The sequence below is a fragment of the Pokkaliibacter plantistimulans genome (assembly GCF_003194385.1).
Classification (GTDB): Bacteria; Pseudomonadota; Gammaproteobacteria; order Pseudomonadales; family Balneatricaceae; genus Pokkaliibacter; species Pokkaliibacter plantistimulans.
On record NZ_LAPT01000155.1, the window covers coordinates 1 to 14383 of the forward strand.

The window sequence follows — 14383 nt, forward strand, 5'->3', positions numbered from 1 at the left end:
CATCGATAAGGTTGGCCGCCGCCCCCAGGGTGAGGGTGTCGTCCCCACCGTAGGTCCTGATGTTGTTGTAGGCACCATCGGCGGTCACGGTTTCCGCACCGCTGCCGGAAGTCAGCACGTTGCTGGCACCACCCAGTACAAAGGTGTTGGTGCCGCCACTGTCGGTGACCTTGTTGCTGCCGCCGTAGGCTTCGACGCGATCATTACCGGAGCCGACGTTGACGTCGTTGGCGCCGCCGTAGGCATAGACCTTGTTGTTGCCGGAGCTGCTGTCGATATCGTTGTAACCCCCGTAGGCAGTCACAGTATCGTTGCCGGAACCCGCATCAATCTTGTTATAGCCACCGGTGGTGCTGATGGTGTCATCACCGCCTTCGCCATAAATCTTGTTGTAGGCAGCCGTGGCGCTGACGGTGTCGTTGCCTTCACCGGCATAGACGGTGTTGCTGGCCGCGGCCACGCTGATATTGTCGTTGCCGCCGTAGGTCTTGATGCTGTTATAGGCACCATCAGCCGTCACGGTGTCCGCACCGCTGCCGGAGGTGAGAACGTTGCTGGCGCCGCCCAGTACGAAACTGTTAGTACCGCCGCTGTCGGTGACCTTGTTGCTGCCGCCGTAGACCTTGATGGTGTCATTGCCGGAGCCGACGTTGACGTCGTTGGCGCCACCGTAGGCCGTTACCTTGTTGTTGCCAGAGCTGCTGTCGATATCGTTGTAACCACCGTAGGCCGTGACGGTATCGTTGCCGGAACCCGCATCGATCTTGTTATAGCCACCGGTGGTGCTGATGGTGTCATCACCGCCTTCGCCATAGATCTTGTTGTAGGCTGCCGTGGCGCTGACGGTGTCGTTGCCCTCACCGGCATAGACGGTGTTGCTGGCCGCGGTCACGCTGATGTTGTCGTTGCCGCCATAGGTCTTGATGCTGTTATAGGCGCCATCGGCAGTCACGGTGTCCGCACCGCTGCCAGAAGTCAGGGTGTTACTGGCACCGCCAAGGGTAAAGGAGTTGGTGCCGCCCGTGTCGGTGACCTTGTTGCTGCCACCATAGACCTTGACGGTGTCGTTGCCGGAGCCAACGGTTACCTTGTTGGCACCGCCGTAAGCGGTAATGCTGTTGTTGCCGCTGCTGGCGCTGACCTTGTTATAACCGCCGTTAAGGCTGGCGCTGTCGTTGCCGGAGCCGAGGGTGATGTCGTTATAACCGGCGTTGCTGTAGACATAATCGTTGCCCGAACCGGCATCGATATCTGCCACGGCTGCCGCATACAGATAAATCTTGTCGTTACCGTCGCCACCCTTGACGATGTTATCGAAGCCAAAATAGACCTTGATAGTGTCGTCACCGGTGCCGCCATCAACCTTGTTGTAGCCACCCACCTTGATGATCAGGGTGTCGTTGCCCGAGCCACCGCTGATCTTGTTATAGGCACCGGCGGTGACGGTAATGGTATCGTTACCCCCTTCGCCATCGATGATATTGGCGCCCAAAGACGAGGCGGTATAGGTGTTGTTACCACCGCCCAGGTTCTTGTTGGTGTAACCCAGCTCGGCAATATCTTCCGCCAGGTCTTTCAGATCATCGCCCAGATCGCTGAACGCCTCACCGATTTCGTTCAGATCGTCACCGATGTCATCCCACAGGTCTTCCCCTGCGCTGACGATCGGATCGACCACGTTTTTCTTAACCCAACTCCATACACTCATGGTGTCATTCCTCATACAGGCGACATCCTGTCGCTACTCTTGGCGTCCTGTTGTGACCAGGCCTGTGATGCTCGACCCGTAACCCATACCTGAAAACGCACGACGGCACCGCTCGGGTGCCGTCGTTATCAATTACTGTGTGCCGCCACTGACCCCCAGCACCACGAAGGCCTGGGGCTTGTACATCACCGCCGCCAGCTGCTCGATGGCGCGGGTGATGATGGCGGGCTTATCGGCGGTATAGCGCTGACAACCGGCGCTGTCGTGCCAGAACAGCAGCAGCTGCAGACTGTTGTCCTGCACATTGAGCAGCACTTCGGCACCAATGAAACCGGCATAGCGCTGGGCCTCCTGTACCGCCGGGATCAGCTGATCAGCGAGATGCTCAAGGCTGGCACTCTGGCGCAGCGGGAAGAGGAACTGCAGCAGCACCCGCGCCTGACGCAGAGACTGGCGGTAGCTGCTGAGCAGGGTACGCAGGGTAGAGGGGGGCTCGCTGCTGGTCAGCTGGCTGAAATGGTTAAACCAGAGATCGTGGCTGTCATCAAAAAACTGCTGCAGCGGCTGTTCGCCGGCAAAGGTCAGCAGCCACTGTAACGCACCGGTTTTCGGTTGCAGGCAGCGCAGCAGACGACGGCCACCGGGCTGGGCGGCTACAGCACCGGCCAGCTCGACGCCGAATTTGCTGGCGTTGTGCGCCCCATCTTCGCGCATTGTTCCGAGCCATTGCACACTTGCTGCGTAGTCCATCCCCTTTCCCCTTCTGGTTATCTGGCAGGGTCAGTAAAACGCGTGTGGATGACATGATTCTGTGCATAATGATGACAAAAATGTCATCGAAGACGGGGCGACTTCTGCGGCAAGATAACTGCAATCCGTTCTGCTGCGAGCATAAGGCCCGACAGCGGAAAGGACAGGCACCAGAATCTGCCGGCCAGCCCCGTCATTGCGATGTACAGAGCCATACCGACATTTCTGGAGCCCGACTCAGCCAATGAATGTTTTGCTGATCGAAGATGAACAACGTATCGCTGAATTTGTTTGTGCAGGTCTGAAAGAACAGGGTTTTCGTGTCGATCATTGTGCCGATGGCAACACCGGCATGGACTACGCCAGCACCCGCACCTTCGATGTCATTCTGCTCGACATCATGGTGCCAGGCCGCGACGGCCTGTCGATTCTCAAGGCACTGCGCAAACAGGGCAGCACCACGCCGGTGATTCTGCTGACCGCCCGCAACGAGCTGGACGACCGTATCGAAGGTCTCAACCTCGGCGCCGACGATTACCTTGCCAAGCCCTTCTACGTGGAGGAGCTGGTCGCCCGCATGCTGGCACTGCTGCGGCGGGCCACCGGCGAGCGGCAGAACACCCTGAGTCTGGGTGGCCTCACCCTCGACCGCCTCAGCCGCGAAGTACGCAGCGGCAGCGAGGTGGTGGAGCTGACCGGCCGCGAGTTCAACCTGCTGGAGTACCTGATGCGTTCTCCCGGCAGGGTGTTTACCCGCACCCAGATACTCGAACATGTCTGGGGTTATGACTTCGACCCCCAGACCAACGTGGTGGACGTCTGCATCCGGCGCATACGTAAAAAACTGGAACAAACGGGCGCCAACCCCATCGAAGCCATAAGGGGGGTCGGTTACCGTCTGAACAAACCGGATGGCTCGATGTGAAATTTCCCAGCCTGCGCCTGCGCTCCTTTCGCCTGCGCGTCGCCCTTCAGGCGGCACTGCTTACCCTGCTCAGTCTGGCGATCTTTACCGCCATGACCTGGCATATCCTGCTGCAGCAGCGGCTGCAGCAGATCGACGCCGCATTGCACGCCGAATTCGCCGGGGAACTGTCCCGTCGCTTGCCACGTCAGGTATGGCCGACCATTTATCAGCAGCTGGACGGCGCCTTCAGTGGCTACACCCCGGCTAATACCGACCAGCAGCGCGTGCTGCTGCTGGCACTGGATCAGAAGCGCGAAGTGGCCTTCCGCAGCGAGACCTGGCCCGAGCATCTGCAACCGGACCAGCTGCCGCCAGTGGCCATCATTCATGTCCGTCAGCCCTCTTCGCGACCAGCTGTCCCTCCGCCACCACCAGCCGCGGCGGCGCAATCACTGCCGACGGACAGGCCGCCTCCCTACGATGAGGAAAGAAACTTCGTCCCCCATGGCCAGATGCCACAGCAGCAGCTGGACCGCATCCCCGCACCGCCTTACTACAAAGACCTGCAGGTGGACATGAGCACCGTTGAGGTGGACGGTGTGCACTGGCGCATGGGAGGGATCGAGCATCCGGCCTGGAAGGTCTATGCCGGGGTCAATCTCGATCTGGTGCGTGCCCAGCTGCTGATCAGTCTCAGCCAGCTGTGGGTGGTAGTGCCACCGGCCCTGCTGCTGATGCTGCTCGGTGCCTGGGTGGTATCAGGGCGGGCACTGCGCTCGGTCAATCACCTCAGCGATAACATCGCCGGTATCGACGTAGCCGATCTGACCCATCGGCTGTCGGCGGCGGACAATGATCGCGAATTTGAAGCCATCGTGACCGTCTTCAATGCCCTGCTGGAGCGACTGGAACGCAGTTTTCATCAGGCCAAGCGCTTCTCCGGCGATGCCGCTCACGAGCTGAAAACACCGATGATGATCCTCCATGCCGGGCTGGAACAGGCGCTGCAACAGGCGCCGGACGGCTCGCCGTTGCAGAGCACCCTGAGCAAGCTGCTGGAAGAGACCCACCGCCTGCACGCCATCATTGGCAAGCTGCTGTTGCTGGCACAGGCCGACGCCGGAAGACTGCCGCTGCAGCGCGCACCCATTGATCTGTACACCATGCTGGAGGAGCTGGAGGAGGATTACTCCATGGCGGCGCCGGAGCGTGAATTTGACTGGCAGGTGCCACGCCCGCTGGTGATCAGTGGCGACCCGGACCTGCTGCGTCAGGTATTCCACAACCTCATCAGCAATGCCATCAAATACGGCAAGCCCGAAGGCTGGATTCGTCTGGTGGTGCACCGTCAGGGCGATGTCTGGTGCCTCGATCTGGCCAATGCCTCGGTGGGCATTGCCATTGAATACCGCGACCATCTGTTTGATCGCTTCTACCGCATTCCGCCCGGCGTGCTGACGTCGGAACGCCGTCAGCGCGGCACACCGGACATGCCCCGTGCCCAGCAGATTGCCCGCCAGGGCGGTGAGCGACGGGTGGACGGCCTAGGGCTGGGGCTGGGGCTGGCCCGTGAGATCGCCCGCGCCCACGGTGGCGATCTGGTGCTGCTGCATGCCGAGCCCGGCGAAGCCTGCTTCCGCCTCACGCTGCCCGCATTACCCGCCACCGAAGGCATGCCAAACCGACAGAAAACCGTGCCTTTCCATGACAAAACTGTAATTGGTCCCCACGCCGAGACCCACCTAGTATGACGCCCATCCACTGCTCCTGCGGGAGCCGTGCCGGGAGTCCGAACCTGCTCACGATCCAGCGAGCCAGACAAGACGAACAGCACTGAGGACGCGAGGCCTCGGGCTTTCTCAATGAGCATTACTCAAAGCGATGAGCATTACTCAAAGAGGATGCCTGAACACGCGCACCGAAGGGCTTTTCAACGTCGCATGGCCAGATCGTCAGCAGGTTCTCAGCTAACAAGGGTTTCACCATGCACCACACCACCGTTCCTGCCTGCCTGCGCCCCGCTGCCGTGCTGCTTGCCAGCCTGCTGCTCAGCGCCTGTGCCGGGAAGGTGGCACCGCTGACCGCGGATGTGCAGCAACGGGTAGCCCGCCAGCAACAGGCCATGCCTGCCCTGCAGGGACAACTGCCCGCAGCACCGCTGGATGCCGCGGCGGCAGTCAGCGTCGCCCTGCACAACAACCTCAGTCTCAAGGTCAGTGCCCTCGACACCCTGCTCGCCAGCGGTGAGCTGGACATGGCACGGCTGCAGATGCTGCCCGACTTCAGCGTGCAGGCAGGCTACACCCTGCGTGACCGGGTGGAAGACAGCAGCGACCCGCTCAACCGCAAGGATTACGCCGCGCAGGTTTCCTGGAATGTGCTGGCACTGGCCGGACAATGGCTGAAAGCCCAGCAGGCCGGTGAGCGCCAGCTGGTCTACCGCCAGCGCTATCAGGACACCGCCGATCAGGTCGCCAGCGATACCCTTGTCGCCTGGCAGCAACTGGCCGACTTTCAGCAGCAGGCCGCCGCACTGGACCGTGCTGACGCCAGCATCGACAGCACTCAGGCCCTGCTGCAACGCCTGCAGCAGGCACAGCTGCGTGACCCGCTGGTACTGGCGCAGTACGCCGACACCCTGCTGGCGCTGAAGTCGCAGATTCGCACCACCCGCCTGCGTGGCGACAAGGCCGCCAGCAACCTCGGCACCCAGCTGGCCAGTGCCGGTCAGCGTGTACAGATTGCCGCTGATGACACCAGCCTGCCTGCGGCGGATCTGGTCAGCGCTCTGCTTGGCGTACCGGAAGACCAGCTTGAACAACACGCCCTCTACTTCCGCAATGATCTGCGCGAGAACGACATTCAGGCCCGGCTGCTGCGGGAACAGGCGCGGATGGCCTGGACCAGTGCCCTGCCGGGGTTGCAGCTGTTCTACGCCAAGGAATACGACACCGACATCAACCTCGACCCGCCCAGCTGGCAGCAGCACGGCTTCAGCCTAGCGTTCAATCTGCTCGGACTGGTATCCGCCGTGGTGCAGCACAAGCAGGTGGTGTTGCAGCAGCAACAGCTGGAGCTGAAACAGCTGGCACTGGGCTACCTCACCGTCGAACAGGTACGGCTCTCGCGGGAAGCCCTGCAGATGAGCCATGACAGCTGGCTGGAAAGTCAGCAGCGCGCCGATGCCGCCGAGCGTATCGCCGCCATCCGCCGCACCCGCACCCCCTTCTACGAGGATGATGAGCTGGACCGGGCCCGTGCCGAAGTACAGGCCATTCAGGCCCAGGTGGCGGCCAATCAGGCCCGTCAGGACATGCTGCAGGCCTACTGGCAGCTGTTGCAGGCCAGCGGTATTCAGCTGGTACCTGCGGCGGTACTGGCCGGAGCGGCCGAGTCCGCCAGCAGCTCACAGCAGCAGCTGCGCCAGTACTGGCAGCAGTTGCCCGCACAGATTCAACAGCAGCTGCTGGCTATCCAGCCTGCCGCGCTGGCCAGCACATCCGCTACGGCTCACCCGGCGCAGCCTCTGGCGCTGGCACTGGGCACCCCCACTCCCTGATTCAGGAGCACTGACCATGAAACAGACACTGATCGACGGTATCCAGGAAGTCTCCATCGTCTCCGGCCTGATCCGCATGGATCTGTTCAGCTACACCGCCGGCGCCCGTGACGAGCAGAACAAGCCGCCACGCGAAGTGGTGGAGCGGCTGGTGGTCTCACCGGAAGGTTTTCTGCAGATGTACAACACCCTCGACAAGCTGGTGCGCCAGATGGAAGGCAAGGGCCTGCTGCAGCGCCGCCAGCCGGCTGACGAGACCCTGCTGCACAGCGAAGCGGAGCAGGATAGCCCGCCACCGGTGCAACGCGCGCAGGGCAGCGCCAACTTTGCCTGATCGCCACCGTTGTTCAGCCAGGCTGAGCGACGCGACACAGCAGGACGACAGACCCCTTTAACCTTTGTAAGCAGGCAGTGAACACTCCATGGACTCAGCGCTGAAATGTCTGGTACTGGCCGGTCGCCAACTGGGGCACACCACCACGGTGGAAAAGCTCAAGCGTGACCATGCCATCACCGATGCCGAAGTGGCCTATCCGGCGCTGGCCGGTATTGCCGCCGCGCTCGGTCTCAAGGCCAGCGCCCTGAGTCTGGACTGGCGCGGCCTGCTCAAGGCCAGCGATGCCCTGCCGCTGATTGCCCGGCTGCGCAATGGCTTGTCGGTGCTGGTGGTCAACGTCCGCCATGTCGATGGCGAAGAGCAGGTGCAGATTCTCGACCCGCTGTCGGCCGATGTGGCCCTGACCTGGCTGCCGCGCGAACGTTTCGAGCAGGCCTACACCGGGCAGGCACTGCTGCTCAAGCGCGATGAAAGCCGCGAGCAGGCCAGCGCCCGTTTTGGCTGGCACTGGTTCGTCGCCGAAATCGGTCAGCAGCGCGGGCTGTTCACTCAGGTCATTCTGCTGGCGCTGTTCCTGCAGGTGTTGGCCTTTACCCCGGCGATCTTCACCCAGGTGGTGTTCGACAAGGTCATCACCTACCACAATCTCGACACCCTGCATGTGCTGTTTGCCGGGGTGCTGATTGCCCTGCTGTTCAATGCCCTGTTCGGCGGCCTGCGCAGCCTGTTGCTGCTGCACGCCACCAGCCGTCTGGACATGCGGGCCACCGCGTTCAGCTTCCGCCGCCTGCTGCAACTGCCACTGGGGCTGTTCCAGCGCACCGCGGCCGGTACGCTGGTCAAACATATCCAGCAGACCCAGCAAATCCGCGAGTTTTTTACCGGCAACCTGCTGCTGACTCTGATCGAGCTGCTGGCGCTGGTGGTGATCCTGCCCACCCTGTTTTTCTTCAGCTGGCAGCTGACCCTGATCGTGCTGGTGTTTTCTGCCCTGATCGCTCTGACCACCCTGATCAGCGCCTGGAGCAACAAGCCGCGGCTGGTCAGCCTGTATGAGGCGGAATCCGCCCGTCAGGCGCTGCTGACCGAAACCATTCAGGGCATCGAGACGGTCAAGTCGCTGGCGCTGGAATCCACCCAGCAACGCCAGCTGCTGGAAAGCTCGGCACAGGCCACCCGTCTGCAGTACCTGATCGGTCGTCGCACCGTACTGGCCGGCGAAGTCAGCCAGCTGCTGATGAAGCTGATGTACGTGGTGTGCATGTGGGTCGGCACCCAGCTGCTGCTCGACAACCAGCTCACCGCCGGTGCCCTGATTGCCTTCAACATCATGTCTGCGCGGGTGACGTCACCGCTGGTGCAGCTGGTACAGCTGCTGAGCAAGTTCCAGCAGACCAGCATCTCACTGGGCATGCTGGCGCGCCTGCTCAATCAGGCACCGGCACAACAGAAGGAAGGCGGCCTGACCAGCCCGGTTCGCGGTCAGATCGACATCGACAACCTCAGCTACTGTTACCCCGACCGCCAGCGTCCGGCTCTGGACCAGCTCAGCCTGTCGCTCAAGGCCGGGCAGAGTCTCGGCATCGTCGGCCGCAGTGGCTCCGGTAAATCAACACTGGTCAGACTGCTGCTGGGCCTGCTGGAACCGGGCAGCGGTCTGGTGCGCATCGACGGTCAGGACGTGCGCGAGTACGACGCCAGCCATCTGCGCGGGCAGATCAGCGTAGTCAGTCAGGAAGCCATGGTGTTCCGCGGTACCGTGCGGGACAACATCGCCAAGGCACGACCCTGGGCCAGTCTGGATGAGGTGATTCAGGTGGCTAAACAGGCGCAGGCCCACGAATTCATCGAGCAGCTGCCACAGGGCTACGACACGCCGCTGGAAGAGCACGGCGGTAATCTGTCCGGCGGTCAGCGCCAGCGGCTGGCACTGGCCCGTGCCCTGCTGGTCAACCCGCGCATTCTGATTCTGGATGAGGCGACCAGCGCCCTCGATCCGGAAAGTGAAGCGGCGATCCGCAAGAGCCTGCAGCAGATCAGCCGCGAGCGTACCGTGATCCAGATCTCCCACCGCCTGTCGATGCTGACCGATATGGATCAGATCGCCGTGCTCAACCAGGGTCGCCTGCTCGACCTCGCTCCTCACGCCACCTTGCTGTCACGCTGTGCACTGTATCGCGGCCTGTGGCGCATCCAGCATCCTCAGGGGTAAGCCATGAACGCACCACAACCCGTGCCTACCATTATTTCTCCTGTTGACGATCACGCCGACAGCAGGGACACCACCCTGCTGGAATTCGCCCCCGGCGAGCTGATCTACGCCCTCGACAGCGCTCCGCGCGAGGCCTATCGCATCGTCAGTGGTCGGGTGGCGCTGATGCGCCCCAACGGCGATGAGGTGGAAGTCGGCGACAGTCTGGGCGCTGGCAGCCTGCTGGCCGACAGCGAGCTGGTCGCTCTCAGCCCGCGCCGTTACAACGCCTTGGCGGAAACCCTGACGCGCCTGCAGATCGTTGACCGCGATACCATCATCGCCCGCATGGCGGAAGATGCCGATTACGCCCGGCAGCTGCTGGAGCAGGCTCGCATCACGCCAGCCGCCACGGCAGCACCTTCGGCCAGCACCTCCCTGCTTCCGGCAGCCGAGCCACAAATCAGCGCCTTCAACCCCGACTACCTGCTGCTGCAACAGCATGAAGCACCGCAGCTGCTGCGCTGGACCGTACCAGTCCTGTGTGCGGCGCTGCTGAGCCTGATTGCCTGGGCGGCCGTGGCGAAAACCCAGACCGTGATCAGCGGCCACGGCAAGCTGATCACCGATGTACCGACCATGGTGGTGCAGAGTTTTGATCAGGCACTGCTGAAAGAAGTGAAGGTGCAGGAAGGTGAGGCGGTCAAACAGGGGCAGCTGCTCGCCCTGCTCGACCCCTCGGTGGCCGAAGCCGACCAGTACAGCGTGCGCCAGCAACTGACCGCCGCGCAGGCGCAGATGGCCCGGCTGGGTGCCGAACAGCAGTGGCAGGATCATCCCGATGCTGACGCCCCCGCCTTCAGCAGCGATGCGCAGGAACAGGCCCGACAGGCCACTCTGTATCAGGTACGGCAGCGCCAGTATCAGGCCAGCGTCGACAGTTATCGCAACGACATCGCCGCTCTCGACAGCCAGCTGCAGGGGCAAAAGCAGGCGCTCAGGGACCAGCAGCAGCAACTCAAACTGACCAAGGAATTTACCGCCCTCAAGCAGGACCAGTACCAGCGGGAAAAAGAAGCCTATCAGCGTGACGGGGTATACCGGCTGGAGTACCTGAAGGCGGCGCAGTCCCTGACCGAAGTGGCCAAGGATACCGAAGCCACCCGCTCCGCCATTCAGAGCAGCAGCAAGCAGCTGGCCGCCAAGCAGGCGCAACTGCAGGCCTTTAGTGCCCAGTGGCAGGCACAGAATGAATCCGACATGAGTGACCTGCAGCGCCAGCTCACCCAGTTGCAGGCCCAGCTGACCAAGCAGGACCGCAACGCCGGGCTGGTGGCCCTGCGTGCGCCCGCCGATGGCATCGTCCAGAGCATTGCCCTGCAGAACCCCGGTGCGGTGATTCGCCCGGCGGAAACCCTGTTCGAGATCGTCCCCGACAAGGTGGCGCAGGAGTTTGAAGTGGCCATCAGCCCCAGTGATATCGGCCAGATCAAGGTCGGTGACCCGGCGCAGATCCGCCTCGATACCCTGCCCTCGGTACGCCACGGCATCCTCACCGGTACCCTGACCTACCTCAGTGCCGATTCGGTCAAGGGCAACAACCGCCAGACACCGGAAGAGGCCATGTACCGCGCCCGTATCCGCATTGATGGCCAGAAGCTGTTTGACGTACCACCAAGCTTTGCCCTGCGCCCCGGCATGACCGCCACGGCGGATATTCAGGTGGGCGAGCGGCGGATGATTTCCTATCTGTTCTATCCGGTTGCCCGTGCCCTGCATCAGAGTTTCCGCGAGCCGTAAATATGGCGTACCAGAACAGGTTCACACTCAGCGATACCATCCCGCAATCTGCTCAATGACCTGCCGCGCCGCTGCAGGTGCCTGCGCCAGATAGCCATTGAGCTGGTGACCACAGGCAAAGCGCAGGTGCGTCACACTGGCCGCCTGTCGGGCATGCTGCTCATACTGCTGCAACACCTCCGCCGGAATCACCTCATCCTCCTGCCCGCTGAGCAATAACAGATTGCCGCGAAATGCCTGCAGCCGCTCCCAGGCATCGGAGGCGCGCCAGCTGCCGGGCTGGCGGATCAGCTCGGTAAAACCCTGATCGAAACGCAGCGAGTAAGCCTCGCGGTGGTAGGCCGCTGGGACCATCAGCACCAGATTGGCGACCGGCACTGCCGTACTCAGCCGCAGCGCGGTGTAGCCACTCATGCTGGCACCGACCACCGTCAGCGGTGCCGTCCAGGGCTGGGTGGCCAGCACCCGCAGTGCCTGTTCGGTCCGCTCGCGCAGACTCGACTGCCTGAGCGCCCCGGCACTGTCACCATGGCCCGGCATATCCAGTGCCAGCGAGCCGATACCCCGCTGCCACAAGCCTTCACGCAGCCAGTGGAACCGACCACGGTGGCTTTGCCCTGCTCCATGCAGGCACAGCACCTGCGCTGTGCGGCCAAGGCAGTCGCCCGCCAGATGGCCATCGCCAAAGGGCAGGTAAAACGGCTGTATTGCAGTCATGTTTCTCTTAGCTCCCTGACAGGCAGCGCCTGCTGACGATGTCAGCACTGACGCATTACTGGCTCAGCAGCACCCTGCCCCGAGCATAATTTCTTGTCAATTTGATGACTGTCATAAAAATGACACTGAACAATGCGAACAACAGGACTAGACTCACGGGTACGCCAGCGGAGCCGATAAACGTGTCGGTCACCCAGGCAATGTCGAGTGCAATCACAATAAGAGTGGCCAACCTGTCGCAACCACAGGCTGATAACGAGATAAGCCTCAGGGTCCAACGCCACTCCACAGCCCGAATAAATGGAGTATTTGATGGCTACCCGCAAGAAAACCACAACAACGACCGCTACCCCCCCGACAGCCACACCCGCAGCACCTGCCAAACCCCGTACCCGGTCAACCAAACCGGCCGCCAGCCCGGCTTCAACCGCCGAAGCTCAGCAGGAGCGCCGTCAGGCCATCCTCAGCACCGCCCTTGATCTGCTGCAGAGCCAGGGTTACACCGCCACCAGCATGCTGGCCATTGCCCGTGATGCCGGCGCTTCCAAAGAAACCCTGTATTCCTGGTTCGGCAACCGTGAAGGGCTGTTCGTGCAGCTGATTGAGCAGCATATTGCCCAGCACCTGACCCCCTTGCTCAGCGCCAGTGTCAGCGACGCCGCCGTGCTGCCCGTGCATCTGCGCGCTGTGCTGGCCTTCTGGCTCAGCCCCGCGACGCTGGCGCTGACCCGTGCTGCCATCAGCGAAACCAATCCGGCACTGGCTCAGGCCCTGAATACACAGGGTCTGCAGGCCACCACCAGCCATCTCGCTATTGTGCTGGCGAGCCTGGGCCTCAGCTGCCCGGTGAGCAGCGATCACGGTGCCTATCTGCTCAGCAGCCTGCTTGGACCCTATCAGCTCAGCGCCCTGCTCAGCGGTGAAACGGTCAGCCTCGATGACAGCCTGACTGCCCATATTGAAGACGTGCTGGCCAGCTGTGCAGTGACCGCTACCGAGACCGTCAGTGAGGTAGCGGAAAGCGCGCCAGCCAAGGCGGAGAAAAAGAAAAAGGACAAAGGCGGCAAAGACAAAAAGGACAAGAAAAAGAAAAAAAAGCATGACATGGGCATGCTCAGTGACTGATCGCCACCCTCAGTAGCGCATGCCCAGCCGCCTTGACCCTCACCGTACTCCTTGTCGATGATATTGACCGCTCAAACACCACAAGGAGTGCAGAGTGAAGATTCAGGCGGTGTTATTTGATTGTGACGGGGTTCTGGTCGACAGCGAGCCTCTTTCCAAGGGCTTGCTGCTGACCATGATTACAGAACTGGGCATCGAGCATGATCTCGGCCAGCGCCTGATTTCCGTGTCTAGCCAGCGCATGAGTGACTGTCTGGACAATGTCGCTGAATGGCTGCAACGCCCACTACCCGGCGATTTTCTGGAGCAGTTCCGCCAGCGTGAATACGTGCTGCTGCGCCAGCAGCTGCAACCCATCCCCGGTATCCACAGTGCCTTGCAACGTCTGACGCTGCCGCGGGCCGTCGCCTCCAACGGGTCGATGGAAAAAATCCTGATCAACCTCGACAGCACCGGCCTGCGCCATCACTTTGGCGAACACCTCTACAGCGCCTACGATCTCGACCGCCATAAGCCCGACCCCGCATTATATCTGCATGCCGCCGCACAGCTGGGCATTGAGCCCGCCGCCTGTCTGGTGGTGGAAGACAGCCCCTTTGGGGCCGAAGCCGGTCTGCGCGCCGGGATGACCGTCGTGGGCTATGGCGAGCAGCGCTTCAGCCTGCAGCAGATGGGCACCCTGCCACTGGCCGATATGGCGCAACTGCCTGACCTGATCAACGCTCTGGCGACAGACAACCAGTAACAGACTCAAGACAACGCAGGAGAAAGGCGTGATTCGGACCGTTGAACGGCAGGACTTACCACAGCTGCTGGTATTATGTGGCGACCATGCCCGCTATGAAGGCGCGACTTATGACCCTGCGGGGAAGCTGGCGCAACTGGAGGCGGCCATCTGGAGTCCGCAACCCGCCCTATTTGTGCTGGTAGCGGTCGAAGGCGATACCCTGACGGGCTATGCCAGCGCAACCCGGGAATTTTCCACCTGGGATGCTGACTATTTCCTGCATATGGACTGCCTCTACATCAGTGAAAGCCATCGTGGCCATGGGCTGGGGTATCAGTTTATCGAGCAGCTCAAACAGCTGGCCAGACAGCTGCGCTGCACGCATCTGCAATGGCAGACGCCTGCCGATAACCACAGCGCTGTCAGGTTCTATCAGCGTCTGGGTGCCACCAGCAAAGATAAAAAGCGTTTCTTTCTTGCCCTTTAACAGGCTGTTGAAAAACGTCATCGAGGCAGCCGAGACAAGGAAAAAACAGGCGAAAAAGCGGAGTTTAGTGGACTA

The 14383-nt window shown here is 61.8% G+C and carries 12 protein-coding genes; 9 read left to right on the top strand and 3 right to left on the bottom strand.

The window, feature by feature from the left end; translation table 11 throughout:
• Positions 1 to 1708 (bottom strand): beta strand repeat-containing protein (locus WH50_RS25005; protein WP_165838560.1); only part of this gene is annotated, 1708 nt, incomplete at its 3' end.
• Between the two features lie 132 nt (positions 1709 to 1840).
• Positions 1841 to 2458: a hypothetical protein gene (locus WH50_RS25010; protein WP_133251431.1), complete on the bottom strand. Its 618-nt coding sequence runs from the start codon at positions 2456 to 2458 to the stop codon at positions 1841 to 1843.
• Between the two features lie 244 nt (positions 2459 to 2702).
• Between WH50_RS25010 and WH50_RS25015 the strand changes: the two genes are divergently transcribed.
• From WH50_RS25015 to WH50_RS25040, 6 genes are all read left to right on the top strand, one after another.
• Complete coding sequence (locus tag WH50_RS25015) at positions 2703 to 3383, top strand: response regulator transcription factor (RefSeq protein ID WP_104155854.1); 681 nt, start codon at positions 2703 to 2705, stop codon at positions 3381 to 3383.
• The gene (locus WH50_RS25020) at positions 3380 to 5116 is read left to right on the top strand and encodes a sensor histidine kinase (protein ID WP_110190118.1); all 1737 of its coding nucleotides are present in this window, start codon (positions 3380 to 3382) and stop codon (positions 5114 to 5116) included. The genes WH50_RS25015 and WH50_RS25020 overlap by 4 nt, the downstream gene beginning before the upstream one ends.
• 233 nt (positions 5117 to 5349) lie before the next feature.
• The gene (locus WH50_RS25025; protein WP_110190120.1) at positions 5350 to 6924 is read left to right on the top strand and encodes a TolC family protein; all 1575 of its coding nucleotides are present in this window, start codon (positions 5350 to 5352) and stop codon (positions 6922 to 6924) included.
• Positions 6925 to 6940: 16 nt separating this feature from the next.
• Positions 6941 to 7258 (top strand): hypothetical protein, encoded by a 318-nt coding sequence (locus WH50_RS25030; protein WP_110190122.1) that lies wholly within the window; start codon positions 6941 to 6943, stop codon positions 7256 to 7258.
• 88 nt (positions 7259 to 7346) lie between these two features.
• The gene (locus tag WH50_RS25035; RefSeq protein WP_110190124.1) at positions 7347 to 9473 is read left to right on the top strand and encodes a peptidase domain-containing ABC transporter; all 2127 of its coding nucleotides are present in this window, start codon (positions 7347 to 7349) and stop codon (positions 9471 to 9473) included.
• 3 nt (positions 9474 to 9476) lie between these two features.
• A complete protein-coding gene (locus WH50_RS25040) occupies positions 9477 to 11252 on the top strand; it encodes an HlyD family type I secretion periplasmic adaptor subunit (protein WP_110190126.1) in 1776 nt (591 codons plus the stop codon).
• A gap of 27 nt (positions 11253 to 11279) precedes the next feature.
• Here WH50_RS25040 and WH50_RS25045 read toward each other — a convergent pair whose 3' ends face one another.
• Positions 11280 to 11969, bottom strand: a complete 690-nt coding sequence (locus WH50_RS25045; RefSeq protein ID WP_110190128.1) for an alpha/beta hydrolase — start codon at positions 11967 to 11969, stop codon at positions 11280 to 11282.
• 312 nt (positions 11970 to 12281) lie between these two features.
• On the opposite strand from WH50_RS25045, the gene WH50_RS25050 reads away from it, so the two are divergent.
• The 3 genes from WH50_RS25050 to WH50_RS25060 all read left to right on the top strand — a co-directional run bounded on the left by WH50_RS25050 (position 12282) and on the right by WH50_RS25060 (position 14308).
• The gene (locus tag WH50_RS25050) at positions 12282 to 13094 is read left to right on the top strand and encodes a TetR/AcrR family transcriptional regulator (RefSeq protein WP_165838561.1); all 813 of its coding nucleotides are present in this window, start codon (positions 12282 to 12284) and stop codon (positions 13092 to 13094) included.
• Between the two features lie 94 nt (positions 13095 to 13188).
• Complete coding sequence (locus WH50_RS25055) at positions 13189 to 13839, top strand: HAD family hydrolase (protein ID WP_110190133.1); 651 nt, start codon at positions 13189 to 13191, stop codon at positions 13837 to 13839.
• A gap of 28 nt (positions 13840 to 13867) precedes the next feature.
• Entirely contained in the window at positions 13868 to 14308 is a 441-nt protein-coding gene (locus WH50_RS25060) for a GNAT family N-acetyltransferase (protein WP_110190135.1), read from the top strand.
• Positions 14309 to 14383: the final 75 nt, after the last annotated feature.

Bases quoted from the DNA above. Each gene is read 5' to 3' on its own strand.
- WH50_RS25010 (WP_133251431.1), bottom strand. From the start codon at position 2,458: ATGGACTACGCAGCAAGTGTGCAATGGCTCGGAACAATGCGCGAAGAT.
- WH50_RS25015 (WP_104155854.1), top strand. From the start codon at position 2,703: ATGAATGTTTTGCTGATCGAAGATGAACAACGTATCGCTGAATTTGTT.
- WH50_RS25025 (WP_110190120.1), top strand. From the start codon at position 5,350: ATGCACCACACCACCGTTCCTGCCTGCCTGCGCCCCGCTGCCGTGCTG.
- WH50_RS25030 (WP_110190122.1), top strand. From the start codon at position 6,941: ATGAAACAGACACTGATCGACGGTATCCAGGAAGTCTCCATCGTCTCC.
- WH50_RS25035 (WP_110190124.1), top strand. From the start codon at position 7,347: ATGGACTCAGCGCTGAAATGTCTGGTACTGGCCGGTCGCCAACTGGGG.
- WH50_RS25040 (WP_110190126.1), top strand. From the start codon at position 9,477: ATGAACGCACCACAACCCGTGCCTACCATTATTTCTCCTGTTGACGAT.
- WH50_RS25045 (WP_110190128.1), bottom strand. From the start codon at position 11,969: ATGACTGCAATACAGCCGTTTTACCTGCCCTTTGGCGATGGCCATCTG.
- WH50_RS25050 (WP_165838561.1), top strand. From the start codon at position 12,282: ATGGCTACCCGCAAGAAAACCACAACAACGACCGCTACCCCCCCGACA.